The following is an 18,617-nucleotide window of genomic DNA, read 5'->3' on the forward strand; positions in this document are numbered from 1 at the left end:
GAGCAAAACCCATGTGTGGAATCGTCGGAGCCGTTGCCGAGCGTAATATCACCGCCATCCTCATCGAAGGCCTCAAGCGGCTGGAATACCGCGGCTACGACAGTGCCGGGCTGGCAGTGCTGACTGGCAACGAACAATTGGAGCGCCGCCGCCGCATCGGCAAGGTCAGCGAACTGGAAGCGGCGCTGACTGACGATCCGCTGTCCGGCCAGCTGGGCATCGCCCATACCCGTTGGGCAACCCACGGCGCCCCTAGCGAAGACAATGCCCACCCGCACTTCTCCGGCCACGAGCTGGCGGTGGTGCACAACGGCATCATCGAGAACCACGAAGCCCTGCGCGAAGAGCTCAAGGGCATGGGTTACCTGTTCAGTTCGCAGACCGATACCGAAGTCATCGTCCACCTGATCCATCACTTGCTCAAGGAACTGCCCGACCTGGGCGATGCGCTGAAGGCAGCCGTCAAGCGCCTGCATGGCGCGTACGGGCTGGCCGTGATCAGTGTCGCCCAGCCCGACCGCCTGCTGGCAGCCCGCAGCGGCAGCCCGCTGGTGATCGGCCTGGGCCTAGGCGAGAACTTCCTGGCTTCCGACCAGCTGGCGCTACGCCAGGTCACCGACCGTTTCATGTACCTGGAGGAGGGCGACATCGCCGAGATCCGCCGCGACCAGGTGACCGTCTGGGACCAGCACGGCGAGCGCGTGCAGCGTGAGACGGTGCAATACCATGAAGGCGCCGAGGCAGCCGACAAGGGTAGCTATCGTCACTTCATGCTCAAGGAAATCCACGAGCAGCCTAGCGTGGTCCAGCGCACGCTGGAAAGCCGCCTTGGCAAGGATCATGTGATGGTCCAGGCTTTCGGACCCCAGGCGGCCGAGCTGTTCGCCAAGGTCCGCAACGTGCAGATCGTCGCCTGCGGTACCAGCTACCATGCCGGCATGGTCGCGCGTTACTGGCTCGAAAGCCTGGCGGGCATTCCGTGCCAGGTGGAAGTGGCCAGCGAGTTCCGGTATCGCAAGGTGGTCGTGCAGCCCGACACGCTGTTCGTCTCGATCTCCCAGTCCGGCGAGACCGCCGATACCTTGGCTGCCCTGCGCAACGCCAAGGCTTTGGGCTTCCTTGGTAGCCTGGCGATCTGCAACGTCGGCATCAGCTCGCTGGTGCGTGAGTCCGACCTGACCTTGCTGACCCTGGCCGGTCCGGAAATCGGCGTGGCTTCCACCAAGGCCTTCACTACCCAGCTGGTGTCGCTGATGCTGCTGACCCTGGCGCTCGGCCAGGTGCGTGGCATCCTGGAGCAGGGCGTGGAAGCCGAGCTGGTCGAAGAACTGCGTCGCCTGCCGGCACGACTGGGCGAAGCCTTGGCGATGGACAACGTGGTGGAGAAGACCGCCGAACTGTTCGCCGACAAGCACCACACGTTGTTCCTCGGCCGTGGCGCGCAATTCCCCGTGGCCATGGAAGGAGCACTGAAGCTCAAGGAGATCTCCTACATCCACGCCGAGGCCTATCCGGCAGGCGAACTCAAGCATGGCCCGCTGGCGCTGGTCGACAGCGACATGCCAGTCGTCACCGTGGCACCTAACAACGAGCTGCTCGAGAAGCTCAAGTCCAACCTCCAGGAAGTCCGCGCCCGAGGTGGCCAGCTGGTGGTCTTCGCCGACGCCGAGGCCGGCCTGACCAATGGCGAAGGCACTCATGTCATCGAGCTGCCGCATATCGCCGACGCCCTGGCACCGATCCTCTACACCATCCCGCTGCAGCTGCTGTCGTACTATGTGGCAGTGCTCAAGGGGACCGATGTGGACCAGCCGCGCAACCTGGCCAAGTCGGTGACGGTGGAATAAGCGTCGGATCGCTTCACGGGGTTAGTGGTTTTGAACAATAAAGATTGACACAAAACAATAAAGTTTGACACCACGTAACATAGATTGACACGTTCCTGAAACCCCCGTATTTACGGGGTTTTCCTTTTCCAGGCCTTTTCCACTGGTCTGGATTCATCGCTTCGATTTGTGACGGGTGTAGGGTAGGAGTCCCTCTAGCTGGTCGCCACGGCGATCCCTACTGTCTTTTTCCGGCGTGAGGTGAAGCTGTACGCATGGACTGAGGAGGCGTGGGTTGCGAGGTCGCAGGTTTGCATCACAGCAGGACATTGAACGGCACGTAGCAAATGGATTTGGCGAGGGCGCCGGCGTCAGCTATGTGCCATGGCTCCGAGTGCAGGACGTTCCTTCGAGAGGGCGCTCACACAAGATCCAGGGAGTAAAGGTAGATCGGATCCACCATTTTTTTTCCGATCTTGAGCGTTCTTACTTTCTTGTTTGCGAGTTCTCTGAAGATGTAGTGGATATTCGTGAGCAGTACCCACTGTTTCCGATTGAGCGTGCACAAGCGATCGCGACCGCGATAGGTGTGAGGTATCCGAGATATCCTAAAACTGAATCGCCCCTGGTTTCCTAGACACTCTCCAAGCTCAGGAAATAGCGTTTCTCATACTCTACTGGAGACAGCTGCATAGCACTGCTGTGTCGGCGCTTAGGGTTATAGAACATCTCGATGTAATCGAAAATATCACTTCGGGCTTCTTCACGCGTTGTGTAGATCTTTCGTCGGATTCGCTCCCGCTTCAAAAGCTGGAAAAAGCTCTCGGCTACGGCATTGTCGTGGCAGTTTCCCCGGCGGCTCATGCTGCTGATTACATTGTTGGCCTTCAAGAAGCTTTGCCAATCTGAACTACTGAGCTGACTGCCTTGGTCTGAGTGAATCATCACTTGCTGCTGTGGCTTGCGTCGCCAAACGGCCATCAACATCGCGTCGATTGCCAAGTCGCTGCACATCCTTGGCTTCATTGACCAACCAATTACTTGGCGTGAGAACAGATCCAGCACTACCGCGAGGTAGAGCCACCCTTCATAGGTGCGGATGTAAGTGATATCTGTCACCCAGACCTTGTTCGGCTCACTGACCTTGAACTGCCGCGCGAGGTGGTTGGGCGAGGCCACTGTTGGTTTTCCACCATGAAACCCTGGACGCCGCCGTTAGCCCGTTTGCGAACGCAGCCCCTCCGCCTGCATCAAGCGCCCGACTCGATTTCGACCGCATTCCTCCCCCAGCTCACGCAGGTCATCGTGAATTTTGCGGTAGCCGTATACACCTCCGCTTTCCAGCCAAGCGTGTTTGATTAAGCCAAGCAGACGTTGATCTTCTTTTGCTCGGGCAGACTGAGGCTCGGCCAGCCAGGCGTAGTAGCCGCTGGGGTGCACCTTGAGGGTTTGGCAAAGGCGCCGCACCGAGTAATCAGTCGAGTGCTTCTTGATGAAGGCGTACTTCAGCCGCACTCCTTGGCAAAGTACGCGGCGGCCTTTTTTAAGATATCTCGCTCTTCAGTCACACGCTTGAGTTCAGCGCGTAGCTTGCGAAGTTCGGCCTGCTGATCGTCGTCTTGCTGACGCTGCTCTTGGGGCTTGCTGTAGACCTTGATCCAGGCGTAGAGGCTGTGCACGGACATGCCCAGGCGCTGGGCGACATCGGCGACAGGCTTGCCTTTTTCGGTCACTTGCTTGACCGCTTCGATCTTGAACTCTTCCGGGTAACTGACGACTCATGGCACCTCCTATTTGGGCCTCATTATGAGGCTTGAAGGTGTCTACGAAACCAGGAGCGATTCAATCCAGTGTCGCCATCAACCACGGTGGCTTTGAACAACAAAGATTGACACAAGATCTTAAAGTTTGACACAACGCTTAAGCCCCCGTATCTACGGGGGTTTTACGTTTTTGGGTCAAGCCGTTGATCTGAATAAGCCGCTTCGCTTGTCAGCGGGAGTAGTGTAGGAAGCCCATCGACGAGCCGCTTGGTACGTCGGTTTTTCCTAGAACTATTTTGTCAGTGCAGGCACCACTAGGGTCACCCAGTGATGCCGTATGCTTATTGGGACCAGCATCTAGAAGAAGTTGAAAGGGTACTCGGTGATCACTCTGACTTCATCAATACGCCCTCCGCGATCTGAGCTACGGTAGCTGGCCTGCCGCACCCGGAACGACAAGTCTTTGGCTACGCCTGCCTGCACCACATAGCGTACTTCAACGTCACGCTCCCAGGCCTTGCCATCCAGGTCGCCGCCGGTGCCGCTCTTGAAGTCGGTGCCTCTCACATAGCGGGTCATGAAGCTCAGCCCCGGTACGCCATAAGCGGCCATATTCAGGTCGTAACGGGCCTGCCAGGACTTTTCGTTCTCGTAGTCGAAGTCGGAGTACTGCACCGAGTTGGCAAAGTTGTAGACCGCGTTGCCGTCTGGCCCGTACACGTAGTCGCCGGTGCCGGACACCTTCTGGTAGGCCAGGGTGAAGGCATGAGCGCCCAGCGTCCAGGTACCCCCCAGGCTCCAGATGCGGTTGTCCAGGTCGCCACTGCGGGCCTGGCCGATGCTTTGCGTGTCGTAGGCGTTGAAGTCGAACTTAAGCGACTGGCCGCCACCCAGCGGCAACAGGTAGCGGGTGTTCACGTAGTACTTGCGAAAGTGCTCGGCAGTTTTGGCGTAGTACAGGCTGCTGGAGAGCCGCTCATTGAACGTGTACACCCCGCCCAGGTAGTCCACGGCGGTCATGCGCCCGCTGTCTCGGGATGACTGGTTACGGTTGGTCAGGCCGGTGAAGTGCCCCGCGTCCAACTGCAGATTGCGGATTTCCTTGCTGGTGAGTGAGAAACCGTCGACGGTTTCCGGCAGCAGGCGGCTGTCGGAGGTGGCCAACACAGGCACTACCATGACCTGCGTGCCGTATTTGAGCACGGTGTTGGACGCGCGCATTTTCAGCGCTGCGCCGGCTTTGCTCATGTCTTGCTTGGCGCCATGGGTGTCCTGCTCCAGCAAGCCCGTACCCCCGCCCATGCGGCCGTCACCCGTGTCGAGCTTGAAAGCGTACTGGCCGATCAGGTCGATGCCAAAGCCAACGGTGCCTTGGGTGAAGCCGGACTGAAAGGTACCGATAAACCCCTGGGCCCATTCCTCGCCGTAGTTTTGCCGTGCGCCGCTGGCGCGGTTGTCACGCTGCATGTACATGTTGCGTGCCTTGACAGACAGCTTGCTGCCTCCGATGAAACCTGGCGATTCGGACTGCTCGCTGGCCTGCAGCAAGGGGCTGGCAGACACCAGCAAAAGGGCGGTGACGCCGAGTGTGTTGATGCTCATTTCATGCTCCGTTTGCTTGTTCTATTTAGGTGGCAGCGTGATGCAAGGGGTGCCTGAGCCGTTTTGCAGGCGTGCAGAAGCCCTGTCCGCGCCTGTGCAGGGCAGAGCATTCGTACGTTTACAGATGGCTCAAGCGGGTGGTGCGCCCGCTGGCCGGTACCCGAGGTACCGGCAGCGGGCCAGGTGGCCTCGGCCTATCGCTCGATCTGGCGATTCCAGCGGGCGTTCCATTCCGGACGTTGGGTGTTTACCTGGTCCCAGTCGATGGTCACGGCCGTTTGCAGGTAGGTCTGCATGGCCTCGACCTGACCACGGGTCTTGTCGCTGGTCGGGGTGTTGGGGTTGGACGGGATCTGGTCCCCCAGCTCCAGAGCCGGTGCCTGCGCTTCGGGGCTCAGCAGGAATTCGGCGAGCTTTTGCGCAAGCTCCGGCTGGTCGTTGTTGGCGGTGACGCATTCGGCCTGGTTGAGCACCACGGCGCCTTCCTTCGGCGCTGCGTACTCCACCGAGATGCCTTTGAGCTTCAGTGCCGTCACCTGGGTGGGGGTGAGCGGGAACAGCGCGGCTTCGTCGGTTTGCACCATTTCCGAGAGCTTGGCTGAGTTGGGGATGTACTCCAGCACGTTCGGGCCAACGTTCTGCTTCCAGGCAGCGAAGCCCGGGTTGACGTCGGTATCGGTGCCACCGTGCAGGCGGTTGTACATCAGGAAACCGTGCAGGCCGAAAGTGGACGAGGCCATCGACTGGAACACCACCTTGTCTTTGAAGCGCGGGTCGGCCAGGTCATTCCAGGAGGTGGGTGCGGCCCAGCCTTTTTCCTTGAACAGGCGGCTGTTGTAGGCCAGCCCGGTTACCCCCAGGCTGACGGCGGCGGCCTTGTCCTTGATCAGGGCCTTTTCCGGCAGCTGGGCCAGTGTCGGGTTTGGCTTGAGCGTGCTGCACAGCCCCATGCCAATGGCGCGGTACATGATGCCGTCATCCAGCACCATCACATGGATCGACGGCTTGTTCGGCGTAGCCTGGACTTTGGCCAGGATGTCGGCCGACGTGCCGGGCACGATCACCACCTTTACATCGTTGGCCTTCTCGAACCGGGGCAGGATGTTGTCGCTGAACAACCGTTCCATGGTACCGCCGTTCATGCCCAGGTACAGCGTGGGTTGCGCCATGGCGGGCAGGCAGGCGAACAGGCCAGGTACGGTGCAGAACAGGGCGAGCAAACGTTGCTTGTGCGTCATGACAGGTTTTCCTTGTAGTGGTGGTTGGGCTGAAAGCGGTTGATGGAAAAGGCCGCCAGGCTGATGGCCGGCGCGCCATGAAGCACGCATTGCGCCAAGGCTTCACCGGCTGCCGGGCCAATCTGAAAGCCAGCGCCGGCAAAGCCGAAGCCATGCAGCAGGCCGGGTTGGCGCAGGCTGGGGCCAATCACCGGCTCGCCATCGGGCAGGTAGCCTTCGGTGCCGCTCCAGGTGCGAATCGCCTGGGCGCCGGCCAGGGCCGGGTACAGCTCGGTGGCGTTGCGCAGGATGTCGAGCACTGCGGCTTGCCCCGGGCGTGCGGTGGTGGCCGTCAGGGCAAAACCGCGCCCGCCGCCCAGTACGCAGTTGCCACGCGCCACCTGGCGGGCGTAGATACCGCCGCCTTCGACCCCGGTGCTTGCGGTCATGAACAATGGCAGTGGCTCGGTGACCAGCATGGCCGGGTGGGCCGCCGTCAGCGGTACTGGTTCACCAAAGTATTCGGCCAGGTGCGCCGACCAGGCGCCGGCACAGTTCAGCAGCCAGGGTGCCTTGAAGCACTGGTCTGTGCTGGTGCGCACGGTGAAGCGCTGGCCGTCGTGGTCTACCTCCAGCACTTTGCATTGTTCGTGCAACTGGGCGCCGCTGTGCCGGGCCGCCTGGGCGAAGGCCGGTGACACCAAGCGCGGGTTGGCATGGCCGTCCTCGGGGCAATATGACGCACCGACGGCGATATCGCCCACCCAAGGGAAGCGCTGGCGCAGTTCGCGGTGCTCCAGCAGTTGCAGGCGCAGGTCAAAGGCCGCGGTCCGCCGGGCATAAGCCTTCAAGGCGTCGAAGTCGGTTTCGCTGCGTGCCAGCTTCAGGTGGCCGCTGCGGGTGTACTCACCGTCGATGCCGACCCACTCGCGCAATTGCCCCCAGATGACGTGGGCGCGCATCGACAATGGTAGCTGGGCGAGCGAGCGGCCCTGGCGTCGGACCCCGCCATAGTTCACCCCGCTGGAATGCGAGCCACAGAAGTCGCGTTCAAGCAGCGCCACCTGTTTGCCACCGCGGGCCAGGGTCAATGCAGCGCTGCTGCCGACGATGCCACCGCCGACAACAATGGCGTCCAACTCGATCAGCTTCATGGCTTGATCTCCAGGCCAAAGGGCAGGGGCTTGACCGGTGCCTGGCCGCGCAGGCGCCCGACCTGGTCAATGGGCCGACCGCTTTCGCATGCAATCAGTTCGGCGGCAGCGGCGCCGCACACGCGGCCCTGGCAGCGGCCCATGCCGACCCGGCACATGGCTTTGACCCGGTTGATTTCCCAGTGCCCGGCGCGCACGGTAGCGCGGATTTCCCCAGCGCTGACCTGCTCGCAACGGCACACTGTCAACAGGTCCGAGGCTTGGCTGGCCCATTGTTCGGGGAACGGGAAGGCTTGTTCCAGGCCCTGACGAAAGCGCTGCAACGTGGCCAAGCGCTTTTGCAGCTGTCGCTGGCGTTGCGGGTTGCCAGGTTTGCCGAGGTCGGCCAGCAGCGTCAGGGCTGCCAGTTCGCCGGTCATTTCCGCACCATCGGCACCCAGGATGCCGGCACCGTCGCCTGCTAGGTACACGCCGGGGCTGCTGGCGCGGCCCTGGGGGTCACGCACCGGTAGCCAGGCGCGGTTGAGAGCGTTCCAGGCAAACTGGCAGCCCAGCAGGTCGGCGAGCTGGGTTTCGCTGCGCAGGGCGTGGGCAAATGCCACGGCATCGCAAGGCAGTTGATGCTGCTGACCGTTGAGTGACCAGCGAACGCCGCTGGCGCGTTGTTCGCCGTCAATGCTTGTCAGGGTTACGCCCTGGTGCACCGGTATGCCTTTGCGGGCAAGCCAGGCGCGGTAGTAGAGGCCCTTGGCGAAGGTACCCGGCTGCAGCAGCAGGCGTGGCAGGGCACGTACTTGGGCGCTGAACGGCGAGGTGTCGAGCACTGCGCTGACCGTGGCCCCGGCCTTGGCGTACTGATAGGCCACCAAGTACAACAGCGGCCCACTGCCTGCCAGCACCACCCGCTCGCCGATGGCGCAACCCTGGAACTTCAGGGCAATCTGTGCGGCGCCCAGGGTATAGACCCCAGGCAAGGTCCAGCCGGGGATCGGCAACACGCGGTCGATGGCGCCGGTGGCGACAATCACCCGGTCGAACGCCAGGCGGTCGGCCAACTCACCCTGCTGCAAGGTGTCCAGCACCTGCTGCTCGGCGTTCCACACCAAGGTATCCGGACGGTAGTCGAGTTGCCCGCGTAGTTGCTCAAGGGTGGTGTGAACGGCTTGTGCCTTGCCGGCCTCGAAGCCGTACAACGCGTTTGCCGACCGGCGAAAGTTGACCGGCTGCTGGCGGTAGATCTGCCCTCCGCCGCGGTTGGCTTCGTCCAGCAGCACCGGGCGCACGCCGTGGGCTACCAGGGTTTGCGCGGCGCGGATGCCGGCGGGGCCGGCACCGATGATCACGATTGCAGTCATGGACGGCGCCCCGGGTCGCGGGTGATGCACTGGCCGGCTTCCAGAAATGTCGAGCAGGCTCGCACCCGGCGCCCATCCTGCAGGCGTACCCAGCAGTCCTGGCAAGCACCCATCAGGCAGAAGCCGGCGCGCGGCTCGGCGCTGAAGTCGCTGCCGCGCAGGTGCGTGGCATTGGTCAGGATGGCGGTCAGCAGAGTGTCGCCGTTCATACCCTGGACTGGTTGGCCATCGAGCAGAAAGGGCAGTGGTTCGCGGTCGTGCTCGGCCACGCGCTTGAACAGGGGCATCGGGGCATTCCTTGTCATTGCTTGCCCACCAGTACGCGGTCCAGGCCGTATACCCGGTCCAGGGCGATCATGGTCAGGGCGGTGACGGCGATTACCAGCGCTGAAACGGCAGCCATCATCGGGTCGATCGATTCGGTGGCGTACACGTACATCCGCACGGGCAGGGTCTGGCTGGCGGGTGAGGTGACGAAGATCGACAGCGTGACTTCGTCGAAGCTGTTGATGAACGCCAGCAGCCAGCCACCGGCTACACCCGGCAAGATCATCGGCAGCGTCACTTTGCAGAACAGCGTGACCCGGCCTGCGCCCAGGCTCTGTGCGGCCTGCTCGGCGCTGCGGTCGATGCCAATGGCGGCAGCCAGCACCAGGCGCAGCACGTAGGGGATAATCACCACCACATGGGCGAACACCAGCCAGGCGAAGCTGCCATTGACCCCAAGCAAGGCGAACAGCCGCAGCAGGGCCACACCCAGCACCAGGTGCGGGATGATGATAGGTGACAGCAGCAGGCCGTTGACAAAGCCCTTGCCCGGGAAGTTGTAGCGTGTCAGCGCCAGGCCTGCGGGCACGGCGATCAAGGTGGCCAGCGAGGCCGCCAGGGCGGCGAGTTTCAGGCTGTTGTAGAACGCGTCAAGGAAGTCGGCGCGCTCGAACACGGCGCTGAACCAGCGCAGCGAGAAGCCGGCGGTGGGCAGGCTCAGGGTGTTTTCCGGAGTGAATGCCACCAGGCACACCACCACCAGAGGGGCGAGCATGAACAGCATCACCAGGGCGTGAAAAGACAGGGCCAGCGGGCCGTTACGGGTCATGGGCTCAAACTCCAAGTGCGCGTTTGTAGCGGCGTTCCACCAGCCGGTTCCAGCTGAGCATCACCAGCAGGTTGATCAGCAGCAGGGCGACAGCGATGGTGGCGCCCATCGGCCAGTTCAGTTCGGCCAGGTACTGGTCGTAAATCATGGTGGCGACCATCTTCAGCCGGCGCCCGCCCAGCAGGCCGGGGATTGCGAACGAACTGGCCGCCAGGCCGAATACGATCAGCGTGCCCGACAGCACGCCGGGCATGATTTGTGGCAGCACGATGCGACGGAACACCGTCCACTGGCTGGCGCCCAGCGACAGTGCAGCCTGCTCGGCGGCCGGGTCGAGCTTCTGCAGCGAGGTCCATACCGGGATGATCATGAACGGCAGCATCACGTGGACCAGGCCGATGATCACCGCAAACGGTGTGTACAGCAGCTTTACCGGCTGCCCGCCGAGGGCGCTGATGCCTTGGTTGATCAGCCCATCAGAGCCCAGCAGCAGGCTCCAGCCGAAGGCGCGGACCACCACCGAAATCAGCAGCGGGGTCAGCACCAGGATCAGGAAGATCGAGCGCCACGGCGCGCCCATGCGGCTAAGCACCATGGCCTCGGGGATGCCGATCAGCACGCACAGCAAGGTGACCAGGGCGCTGATCCAGAAGGTGCGGAAGAAAATCTCGTAGTAATAGGTGTCGGTCACCAGGCTCAGGTAATGGCTTAGGGTGTACTGGCCGGCCTGGATGCCGCTGGTATAGTCGAACGCGTTGAATGAGAGCAGTACGGTCAACCCCAGCGGCATCACCAGCAAGGCCAGGAATAACAGCAGGGCCGGGCTGCTCAGGCCGTAGCCCCAGGCGTTGTTGCGCAGTTTTGCCGTACTCATGCCGCCACCTCGGCCGCGTTCAGCACCCGAAGCAGGGCATCGTTCCAGTCCAGTCCGACCGGCGCACCTTCGTCAAGCGGCGCGCTACCATCGTTGGCGCGGACCACGGCCAGGTTGCCCAGGGCAGTATCAACGCGGTACAGCCACTGGCTGCCGAGGAAGTAGCGACAGCTAATGCGCCCTGTCAGTTTTCCGCTGCCCGACGGGCCGAGGCTGATCTTTTCCGGGCGCAGGCTGAGGGTCAGCGGCCCTTGGGCCGCCGCCTGCGGTTGACCGCCGGGGCCTGTGATGCCACGCAGGCGGTTGGCCTTGCCGACAAAATCGGAAATGAACGGCGTGCCCGGGTGTTCGTAGAGGCGGTAAGGGTCATCGACCTGGGTGATGCGCCCGGCTTCCATTACCACCACCCGGTCACTGATCGACAAGGCTTCTGCCTGGTCGTGGGTGACCATCAACGTGGTAATGCCGACTTCATTCTGGATACGGCAGATTTCGAACTGCATTTCTTCACGCAAGTGCGCGTCCAGGTTGGACAGCGGCTCGTCTAGCAGCAGCACTGGCGGTTCAATTACCAGCGCGCGTGCCAGTGCCACACGCTGGCGCTGGCCGCCGGACAGTTCTCGCGGGTAGCGGTCGGCATGCTTGTCCAGGCGTACCAGCGCCAGCGCCTGGTCGACGCGGCGGGCGATGTCGGCATTGGCCACCTTGCGCATGCGCAAGCCAAAGGCAACGTTGTCGCGCACGGTCATGTGCGGGAACAGCGCATAGCTCTGAAACATCACGCCTAGTCCGCGGCTGGCTGGTTTGGCGTGGGTGATGTCGCGGCCATCGAGCACGATGCGGCCACTGGTAACCTCGACGAAGCCGGCAATCATCTGCAGGGTGGTGGTCTTGCCGCAGCCGGAAGGCCCGAGCAGGGAGACAAACTCACCTTTTTCGATGGCCAGTGACGAACTGGCCACGGCCTCCATGGCGCCATAGCGCTTGCAGAGTTTGTCGATCAACAGAAAGGTCATGGCTGTGCTCCATCGCAAACGGAACCGGGATAAACCGGAAGTTTCAGGGTGGGCAGAGCGCCAGCGGCGAAAAGCAGTGCTTTACGGACGTTGGCGCTCGCTTCTGTGGCGGCGGCCGATGTTGTGATATCGCCCTATGGACCGGAGAGTAGGGCAATGATTAGGATGGCGACAAAGGGTAATTTCACTGAGTGACAGCTATTTTGAAATTATTCCACTAAATGAAATTTAAAAGGGTTTAGCGAAAAGTGGATTCCGATAAACGAAATGAGCAAGCCAGGGAAGTGGGCGTCAGTGCCGTGTCCCGTTTGTTCGCCGTGCTGCGAGCGTTGGGCGAGTGCGGCGGCGAGGGCGAGAAGGTCAGCCAGCTGGCCCAGCGGGTGGGCCTGGCGCAACCCACCACTCACCGTCTGCTGCGCAGCCTGATTGAAGAAGGCATGGTCGACCAGTGCGCGACCAGCAAGCGCTACCGCCTGAGCCTGGATTTTTTTGCCCTGGCGGCCAAGGCCGGGCAAGCTGGCAACCTGCGCGATGTGGTGCGCCCAAGCCTGCTGCGGCTGTCGGCCTCGTTGGGTGATTCGCTGTTCCTGCTGGCGCGTTCGGGGTTCGATGCGGTGTGCCTGGACCGCAGCGAAGGGCCATACCCGATCCGCACCTTTACCGGCGACATCGGCGGCCGTGTGGCCTTGGGCGTGGGGCAGGGCAGCCTGGCCATTCTGGCTTTCCTGCCTGAGGAAGAACGTGACGAGGTGATCCGATACAACCTGCCGCGGCTCAAGGACTTTCACCATTACGACGAAGTGCTGCTGCGTGCCGAAATCGACAATGTGCGCAGCTTAGGGTATGCCGGGCGCAATACCGGTGTGCTTGATGGCATGGCCGGTCTGGCGGTGCCAATTCTTGATCGCAACGGCCATGCCGTAGCGGCATTGAGCGTGGCGACCATCAGCGACCGCTTGGGGCCTAACCGCATGCCCACCGTAGTGGCATTGCTCAAACGCGAGGCGGCAGCGATTGGTGAACGCGTCAATCCATTCGATCCGGTACTACGCCGTCCCTCACATGTATTTGGATGATTGTGGACGAGCCTTCGCCCCATTCCGCAGGGATGGCGCGCCTCCTGGCAATCAGATCTTCGAGGCGCTCATCAAGCTGCTCGCCTGCGTGCCCACAAGCCCAGGACATCTAAGATCAGTAAATAAGCTTGAGGATGGTGAAGTCGCACAGAGCTGGCTATCCGTGGCTTGTGTCAAACTATAATGCAAAAATCGGAGTGCTTTTTTCGGCAGTACATCTGGTTGTGTCAAACTTTGATTCGTCAGCAGTGTCTGGTCATCGCGCTGGAGACCACGAATTATGGGGTGGGCTGTGTCAAACTATATTGTTGATCCCCAGTTAGATTTAGGGAATTAAACCTGTCGCACGGGAATTAAAGCTGTCGCAGGTAACCCTGTTCGGGACCAATGGTTTCCGACAATAAAAGCGGTCCCGCGATAATAAAAGCTGTCATGCGCGATCGCGGCCTCCTTTAGGGGGGGCGTGGTCGCGTCAGTCAGCACACCTCAGTTACGTTACCAGGCAGCCTCAGCATGCTCGCCATACCGCGTTTGCAAATTCAGGCTGAAGAGTCACTTCGCTCATATTTGGAACGTGCTTTGTTCCTGCAGTGAGCGCTGTGCGGCGCAAGGTACAGGCTTCGATGCCAGAAGGGGTCACAACGTGGCACGATATCTACTGGCTGGAAAAAGACCTCGAATTTGCGGCCATTCGCATGCGGGATAAGGCTGTCGACAATGATGCTGCGCACATAGAGAATTCGCTTGAGATCATCACAAAAGCAATCCTCTCGCATTATGACGACATCGATGATTTGACGCTGGATCTTGGCGTGCACGGCTTTTCGAGGTTAGTTCAGAAAGGATGGGGCACCTACTTAGCAATGGGTGATGAGTCCGCTTGGTACGCCAATCGCTCACAGCGAAAAGAGGCCCTTGCGATCGGTGCGGTTGCAGCAATGAACCATCCCTCAGCAGGGAGGGCCTCCAGGGCAGCGCGATCTGCAGCAGTGAGAGACCTGGCTTTCGCGGAGGCCCTGCCCGCCCGGGCGCCGATGTTCAGTTTCATGTTCAAGCCACCAAGCCTTTGGTACCCGGATAGTAACCAGCTGTTCGAGCTGACCTGGAGCAGGCCGGTGGTTCGCCGAGCGGGCGACCCACCGGCCCGGTGAAATTCATCGGCCGCGCGGTCAAGGTGATCTAGGCACTGCTCGCTTGCGCCGCTGGTACTACCGGTGGGCGCAGCAGTGTGGCCAGGCCCAGCAGGCACAGGGCGCCGATGACCATGATGCCCCAGGCCCAGTGCAACGAGCTGAGCTGATCGCGCACGATACCGGCGATCAGCGGCACGCTAGCCGCGATCAGGTAGCCACCGCCTTGTACGAAGGCCAGCAGCGCACCGGCTTGGGCCGGGGAGTCAGCGTGGTCGAGAGTGACGATGAGCGACAGCGGAAACAATGCGCCGATGCCAAGGCCCAGGCAAAGGGTGGCGAAGATCGCCAGTTGCAGCGGTGCGCTCATCAGGCAGATCAGACCGGCCAGCAACAGCAGAATAACCACCGTCAGTGGCTGGCGACGGTCCGGATAGCGATGGATCAGTGCCGACACCATCAGCCCGGCGGCCACCTCAGTGAGGGTCAGGGCACCCAACAAATAACCGGCCTCGGCAGCGCTCCAGCCAAGCTCCACATAGAACGGTGGCAACCACGCCAGCACCAAGGTGTAGGCACCGGTGCCGATGCCAAAGAACGCCAGCAGCAACCAGGCCCGCGCGCTGTCGTACGGCAACCTCGCATCGGTGGTACGCGCCGGGTCGCTACCGGCTGCCAGCACCCAGGCGATCAAGCCGGTCAGCGCAGGCAAGGCCGCCCAGCCGAGCGTCAGCTGCCAGCCGAAGGTTGCTGCGCCGGGCGCCGCGAAAGCAGCCGCCAGCGCCGCACCGGCCATGATTCCGGTGGTGAACAACCCCATGAGCATGCCGGCGCTTTGCGGGTGGCTGCGCTTGAGAAACGCAGGCATCAGCGCCTGGATCACCGCGATGCCCACGCCGCCGAGCATGGCCGTGGCGATCAACGCTGCGCCTGAAGTGACATAGGCGCGCGCCGCGCAACTGATGGCGATCAAGGTGATGCCCAACGCTACCCCTTTGATCGCGCCAATCAGGCGTAGCAACCAGGGGCCGCAGAGGGCGAACAAACCCATCATCATCACCGGCAAAGTAGTCAGCAGCCCGGCCTGCGCGTTGCTCAGGCCAAGGTCCTGCTGCAAGATGCCGAGCAGCGGGCCGATGGCCGCCATGATCGGGCGCAGATTCAGGCCAATCAATACGGCCAACAGGCCGACGCAGGCTTTACTCGGTACGTTACGCATGCTCAGGTTGCTCCTGCAGAAAACTGCCCATCGCCTGATTGAACGCTGGGGCGAGCGGAATGTTGAAGACGTGACCGTCGCCTGCCAAGGTCAGCAGCTGGGCATGGCCGATGCGCTCGCTCAGAAGCTCGGCTTCCGAACGCGGACTGAGCTGGTCGCCTGTGGCCGCCAGCACCAGGGTCGCGGCCTGGATCGCCGGCAGCTGCTCCCTGAGGTCGTACTGCTGCATGCCCTGGCACCAGTGCACCTGGTTGGCGGTGGCCAGCTGCGCGGCCTGGGCCAAGCCTGGTACAGCCGTTGACCACGACTGGAAGCGGCGAACTCGGCTCCGACCAATGCCGGCCAGGTCGACTTGAAGCGCTTCGAGCACCCATCGGTTTGCCGCAGGCCGTCGGCCCAGTCGCTGAGCGTCGCTTGGCGGTGACGATCGTTCATGTGGGCGAAGGTGCCGGCGACGATCAGCTTCTGCACGGCATGCGGCGCATGACAGGCCATCTCCAGCGCCACCATGCCGCCGAGCGACAGGCCGATGACATGCGTGGATTCCAACCCCAGGTGATCGAGCAGTGCAAGCATCTGCAGTGCCTGGGCGTGGGCTGTGATACCTTCCGGCGCTTGGCTGGAGGCGCCGTGGCCCAGCAGGTCAGGTACGATGACGCGGTGACCCAGGCCCAGCAGCGCGCTGACCTGGGGCATCCAGGCGCGCCCACTGTTGCCCAGGCCGTGCAGCAACAGCACCGGGCTGCCGGCACCGGCATCGTAGTAATAGTGGCGGTGCGGCCCCTGTGTGAAAAATGCCATGTGTCTCTCCTGATCCTTCAGTCGCATGCTCGAAAGATAACTTAACGTTAAGATACTTTAAAGGCGCTGGGGTTCAGGTTTGTGTGCGGGTTAACAGTGATGAAGGGCACGGTCGAGGGAAACGATGGACGATCATGTGGATTTCGTGGTGGCGCAGTGGGCGCAGGCGATGCCCGAAGTGGACGTTTCTTCCATGGCGATTTTCGGGCGCATGGTGCGCATCCATAAGCATCTCGAACGCCTGCGCGCCGAGGCGTTGGCCCAGTATGGCTTCAAGGAAGGTGAGTTCGACGTGCTGGCCACGTTGCGCCGCGCGGGGGCGCCGTATCGGCTCACCCCCACCGAGCTCTACCGCTCGCTGCTGGTCACCTCCGGTGCCATGACCAATCGGCTGGCACGGCTGGAAAGCGCCGGCATGGTCGAGCGGATCGCCGACAGCCAGGACAAGCGCAGCTCGCAAGTCGCGCTGACCGTCGGGGGTAAGGAATTGATCGACCAGGCCGTTCTTACCCATACCGAAATACAAGAGTTGGTATTGGCCCCTTTAAGTGAGCAACAGCGCGCGGACTTTGCCCAGTTGTTGAAGCGCGTGCTCGTGCATTTACCCGGCGAGGGCGCGCCAACGCCATGAACTGGAATATTCAGGAGGAATTTCCATGCTCCACAGCAACTACCTCAAACAGTTGGATCTGCAGGACATCGTGGTGTTTCTCAACTTGCTGGAGTTGCGCAGTGCCAAACGCACCGCCGAGCTGATGAACGTGAGCCAGCCGACGGTCAGTTATTGTTTGAAGCGGCTGCGCGGCTGCTTCGACGACACGTTGTTCTCTTCATCCCAAGGGGTGCTGCAACCGACCAGCAAGGCCGAGAAGATCGCGCCTTATTTGCGCGTGGTGGTCGAGTCGGTCAACCGCTGCGCTGAAGACGAAAGCCAAGCATCTGCGCAAGCCGTGCGCAAGATCTGGCGGCTCTGCGCGCCGGAGTATTTCGAGTTGTCGTTCCTGCCGCAAACTCTGGCGATGCTGTCGCGCACTCATGCCAATACTTCGCTGCACCTCGATCGCCTGAGCCGCGACCTGCCGGTGGATCAGTTGATGTCAGGGGAAATCGACATCGCCATCGGCTTCGGTCCGGGCTATCACCAGATGCACCCGGAATTGCAATGGCAAGCGGTGGTCAACGACGACTTTGTCTGCCTGACCAGTCAAAACGGGTTGGCCAACGGCGCGGCCATGAGTCTGGATGAATTCTGCGCCTCACCCCATGTATTCCCAACACCGTGGATTTCGGAAAAGAACATGGTCGACAGCTGGCTGGATAAAGTCGGCCGTTCGCGCAATGTGCTAGTGCGCGCCAATGGTTACCAAGCCTGCGTGAACATCGTCGCCGCAGTACCGGCCACGCTCGCACTGCCGGCGCGCCTGTTGCCGCACCTGCGCATTCCGTCATCAGTGAAAGTCTGCCAGCCGCCGCTGGGTTTCCCAACGTTCACCTTGGACATGATCTGGGCGCGCGACCGTAGCGACAGCAAAGATATAGCCAGCCTGCGCAGGTTGATCGAACAGGTGGCCGAAGTGTTGTTGACGGAACGATGAAACAGGCTTTTAAATTTTCACCACGCTTTTAGATTTCTTAAAACCAGCCAGCCGCTCATTTCTCTTATCGTGTGGTCATCGGGTAGCGCAAGACCTACCTGAGTCCCACACTTTCATGGAGGAATGAGTCATGCTGGCGCACGCCCAACCTGTGGTATTTCCCCTACTTCCGACAACCGACGCCGTGCTACGGCTTCGAGTGTGTCATTGCGGTCGATCGCGACATGCGTGTAAGCGATTCGATCAGCGGCGCTTCATTGTATGAAGACCTCGCCTACAGCGGTGCGGTGATCTACCGCGACTTCGCCGACAGCCTGTCCGACTTCAACGAGTTCGTCAGCGCGCATTCGTCGCGGGTTACCTTCGACCCAGCGCGCAAGGCGGCCACGGCCAATACCGCCGAGATCGAAGCCGGTATTCACGAAATGGGCCTGCACCGCGAAAACGGCAACTTGCCGTTCAACCCCGATTTGCAATGGTTCTATTGCCTGGAAGCGGCCGACGTCGGTTCGCAAACCACATTGTGCGATGGCCAGCGGGTACTGTTCGATCTGTCAGCGAAAACCCGCAAGTTGTTCGAACAACGCGAGATTCGCTATAGCCGGCGCATCCCTTGGCAGAACGTCAAACGCTTCCTGAGCATTGAACTGCAACTGCCGCTCGAGGCCATTACCGACGAACACCTGCAACAGGTCAATGATCAAGTGGCAGGGCAAACCTATCGCCGCGAAATGGCGCGCCTGGAACACCGCCTGGCCGATTTCGCCCGGGTCCGGCAGATTCGCGTAATCGAGGACATCGCGCAGTTCCGCGAGCAGTTCTACACCGTGACCGGGCGACCGCGACGGGCCGAGATCGAAGCGCGTTTCATCGACCAGATGTACGCCTGAGGA

16 protein-coding genes and 3 pseudogenes are annotated in these 18,617 nt (G+C 61.6%); 7 read left to right on the forward strand and 12 right to left on the reverse strand.

The features are described from left to right. The first annotated feature begins 11 nt into the window (after positions 1–11). On the forward strand, positions 12–1,847 hold the full coding sequence (gene glmS, locus ACY8GK_RS15990; protein ID WP_462401607.1) for a glutamine--fructose-6-phosphate transaminase (isomerizing): 1,836 nt from the start codon (positions 12–14) through the stop codon (positions 1,845–1,847). A 274-nt stretch (positions 1,848–2,121) separates the two neighbouring features. Beyond that, a pseudogene (locus tag ACY8GK_RS15995) lies at positions 2,122–2,457 on the forward strand (PDDEXK family nuclease); the annotation flags it as partial. A 2-nt stretch (positions 2,458–2,459) separates the two neighbouring features. On the opposite strand, the pseudogene ACY8GK_RS16000 reads toward ACY8GK_RS15995, so the two are convergent. The 9 genes and pseudogenes from ACY8GK_RS16000 to ACY8GK_RS16040 form a co-directional block, all read right to left on the reverse strand. Next, positions 2,460–3,608: pseudogene (locus ACY8GK_RS16000) on the reverse strand (IS3 family transposase). A 338-nt stretch (positions 3,609–3,946) separates the two neighbouring features. Next, on the reverse strand, positions 3,947–5,191 hold the full coding sequence (locus tag ACY8GK_RS16005) for an OprD family porin (RefSeq protein ID WP_462401608.1): 1,245 nt from the start codon (positions 5,189–5,191) through the stop codon (positions 3,947–3,949). Positions 5,192–5,385: 194 nt separating this feature from the next. Continuing rightward, positions 5,386–6,429 carry an ABC transporter substrate-binding protein gene (locus ACY8GK_RS16010; RefSeq protein ID WP_462401609.1) on the reverse strand — a complete coding sequence of 348 codons (1,044 nt, stop codon included), beginning with the start codon at positions 6,427–6,429 and terminating at the stop codon, positions 5,386–5,388. After that, the gene (locus ACY8GK_RS16015) at positions 6,426–7,562 is read right to left on the reverse strand and encodes an NAD(P)/FAD-dependent oxidoreductase (RefSeq protein WP_462401610.1); all 1,137 of its coding nucleotides are present in this window, start codon (positions 7,560–7,562) and stop codon (positions 6,426–6,428) included. The genes ACY8GK_RS16010 and ACY8GK_RS16015 overlap by 4 nt, the downstream gene beginning before the upstream one ends. Next, the gene (locus ACY8GK_RS16020) at positions 7,559–8,917 is read right to left on the reverse strand and encodes an FAD/NAD(P)-dependent oxidoreductase (RefSeq protein ID WP_462401611.1); all 1,359 of its coding nucleotides are present in this window, start codon (positions 8,915–8,917) and stop codon (positions 7,559–7,561) included. The genes ACY8GK_RS16015 and ACY8GK_RS16020 overlap by 4 nt, the downstream gene beginning before the upstream one ends. Further along, the gene (locus ACY8GK_RS16025; RefSeq protein WP_462401612.1) at positions 8,914–9,204 is read right to left on the reverse strand and encodes a (2Fe-2S)-binding protein; all 291 of its coding nucleotides are present in this window, start codon (positions 9,202–9,204) and stop codon (positions 8,914–8,916) included. Before ACY8GK_RS16025 ends, ACY8GK_RS16020 begins: the two co-directional genes overlap by 4 nt. A gap of 14 nt (positions 9,205–9,218) precedes the next feature. After that, positions 9,219–10,013 (reverse strand): ABC transporter permease, encoded by a 795-nt coding sequence (locus tag ACY8GK_RS16030; RefSeq protein ID WP_462401613.1) that lies wholly within the window; start codon positions 10,011–10,013, stop codon positions 9,219–9,221. 4 nt (positions 10,014–10,017) lie between these two features. Further along, on the reverse strand, positions 10,018–10,887 hold the full coding sequence (locus ACY8GK_RS16035; protein WP_019099339.1) for an ABC transporter permease: 870 nt from the start codon (positions 10,885–10,887) through the stop codon (positions 10,018–10,020). Beyond that, complete coding sequence (locus ACY8GK_RS16040) at positions 10,884–11,903, reverse strand: ABC transporter ATP-binding protein (protein ID WP_462401614.1); 1,020 nt, start codon at positions 11,901–11,903, stop codon at positions 10,884–10,886. Before ACY8GK_RS16040 ends, ACY8GK_RS16035 begins: the two co-directional genes overlap by 4 nt. A 248-nt stretch (positions 11,904–12,151) precedes the next feature. On the opposite strand from ACY8GK_RS16040, the gene ACY8GK_RS16045 reads away from it, so the two are divergent. Together ACY8GK_RS16045 and ACY8GK_RS16050 are read left to right on the forward strand one after the other, a co-directional pair. Beyond that, a complete protein-coding gene (locus ACY8GK_RS16045; RefSeq protein ID WP_462401615.1) occupies positions 12,152–12,979 on the forward strand; it encodes an IclR family transcriptional regulator in 828 nt (275 codons plus the stop codon). A 1,076-nt stretch (positions 12,980–14,055) separates the two neighbouring features. Beyond that, positions 14,056–14,162: pseudogene (locus ACY8GK_RS16050) on the forward strand (RNA polymerase subunit sigma-70); the annotation flags it as partial. On the opposite strand, the gene ACY8GK_RS16055 reads toward ACY8GK_RS16050, so the two are convergent. The 3 genes from ACY8GK_RS16055 to ACY8GK_RS16065 are packed head-to-tail and all read right to left on the reverse strand — an operon-like array spanning position 14,159 to position 16,156. Beyond that, on the reverse strand, positions 14,159–15,328 hold the full coding sequence (locus ACY8GK_RS16055) for an MFS transporter (protein WP_462401616.1): 1,170 nt from the start codon (positions 15,326–15,328) through the stop codon (positions 14,159–14,161). The pseudogene ACY8GK_RS16050 and the gene ACY8GK_RS16055 overlap by 4 nt on opposite strands. Beyond that, entirely contained in the window at positions 15,321–15,557 is a 237-nt protein-coding gene (locus ACY8GK_RS16060; protein ID WP_462401617.1) for an alpha/beta fold hydrolase, read from the reverse strand. Before ACY8GK_RS16060 ends, ACY8GK_RS16055 begins: the two co-directional genes overlap by 8 nt. Then, the gene (locus tag ACY8GK_RS16065) at positions 15,449–16,156 is read right to left on the reverse strand and encodes an alpha/beta fold hydrolase (protein ID WP_462401618.1); all 708 of its coding nucleotides are present in this window, start codon (positions 16,154–16,156) and stop codon (positions 15,449–15,451) included. The genes ACY8GK_RS16060 and ACY8GK_RS16065 overlap by 109 nt, the downstream gene beginning before the upstream one ends. 97 nt (positions 16,157–16,253) lie before the next feature. On the opposite strand from ACY8GK_RS16065, the gene ACY8GK_RS16070 reads away from it, so the two are divergent. The 3 genes from ACY8GK_RS16070 to ACY8GK_RS16080 all read left to right on the forward strand — a co-directional run bounded on the left by ACY8GK_RS16070 (position 16,254) and on the right by ACY8GK_RS16080 (position 18,614). Then, positions 16,254–16,760: a MarR family winged helix-turn-helix transcriptional regulator gene (locus ACY8GK_RS16070; RefSeq protein ID WP_462401619.1), complete on the forward strand. Its 507-nt coding sequence runs from the start codon at positions 16,254–16,256 to the stop codon at positions 16,758–16,760. 25 nt (positions 16,761–16,785) lie between these two features. After that, a complete protein-coding gene (locus tag ACY8GK_RS16075) occupies positions 16,786–17,724 on the forward strand; it encodes a LysR family transcriptional regulator (protein WP_462401620.1) in 939 nt (312 codons plus the stop codon). A 224-nt stretch (positions 17,725–17,948) separates the two neighbouring features. Further along, entirely contained in the window at positions 17,949–18,614 is a 666-nt protein-coding gene (locus ACY8GK_RS16080) for a TauD/TfdA family dioxygenase (protein ID WP_462401621.1), read from the forward strand. The last annotated feature ends 3 nt before the right edge of the window (positions 18,615–18,617 follow it).

It is taken from the genome of Pseudomonas sp. Marseille-QA0332 (assembly GCF_054950175.1).

Excerpts from the sequence above, each read along its gene's own strand:
- ACY8GK_RS16080 (WP_462401621.1), top strand. The coding sequence starts at position 17,949 with ATGCGTGTAAGCGATTCGATCAGCGGCGCTTCATTGTATGAAGACCTC.
- ACY8GK_RS16010 (WP_462401609.1), bottom strand. The coding sequence starts at position 6,429 with ATGACGCACAAGCAACGTTTGCTCGCCCTGTTCTGCACCGTACCTGGC.
- ACY8GK_RS16015 (WP_462401610.1), bottom strand. The coding sequence starts at position 7,562 with ATGAAGCTGATCGAGTTGGACGCCATTGTTGTCGGCGGTGGCATCGTC.
- ACY8GK_RS16060 (WP_462401617.1), bottom strand. The coding sequence starts at position 15,557 with ATGCAGCAGTACGACCTCAGGGAGCAGCTGCCGGCGATCCAGGCCGCG.
- ACY8GK_RS16055 (WP_462401616.1), bottom strand. The coding sequence starts at position 15,328 with ATGCGTAACGTACCGAGTAAAGCCTGCGTCGGCCTGTTGGCCGTATTG.
- ACY8GK_RS16065 (WP_462401618.1), bottom strand. The coding sequence starts at position 16,156 with ATGCGACTGAAGGATCAGGAGAGACACATGGCATTTTTCACACAGGGG.
- ACY8GK_RS16035 (WP_019099339.1), bottom strand. The coding sequence starts at position 10,887 with ATGAGTACGGCAAAACTGCGCAACAACGCCTGGGGCTACGGCCTGAGC.
- ACY8GK_RS16075 (WP_462401620.1), top strand. The coding sequence starts at position 16,786 with ATGCTCCACAGCAACTACCTCAAACAGTTGGATCTGCAGGACATCGTG.
- ACY8GK_RS16070 (WP_462401619.1), top strand. The coding sequence starts at position 16,254 with ATGGACGATCATGTGGATTTCGTGGTGGCGCAGTGGGCGCAGGCGATG.
- ACY8GK_RS16020 (WP_462401611.1), bottom strand. The coding sequence starts at position 8,917 with ATGACTGCAATCGTGATCATCGGTGCCGGCCCCGCCGGCATCCGCGCC.
- ACY8GK_RS16005 (WP_462401608.1), bottom strand. The coding sequence starts at position 5,191 with ATGAGCATCAACACACTCGGCGTCACCGCCCTTTTGCTGGTGTCTGCC.
- ACY8GK_RS16030 (WP_462401613.1), bottom strand. The coding sequence starts at position 10,013 with ATGACCCGTAACGGCCCGCTGGCCCTGTCTTTTCACGCCCTGGTGATG.
- ACY8GK_RS16040 (WP_462401614.1), bottom strand. The coding sequence starts at position 11,903 with ATGACCTTTCTGTTGATCGACAAACTCTGCAAGCGCTATGGCGCCATG.
- glmS (WP_462401607.1), top strand. The coding sequence starts at position 12 with ATGTGTGGAATCGTCGGAGCCGTTGCCGAGCGTAATATCACCGCCATC.
- ACY8GK_RS16025 (WP_462401612.1), bottom strand. The coding sequence starts at position 9,204 with ATGCCCCTGTTCAAGCGCGTGGCCGAGCACGACCGCGAACCACTGCCC.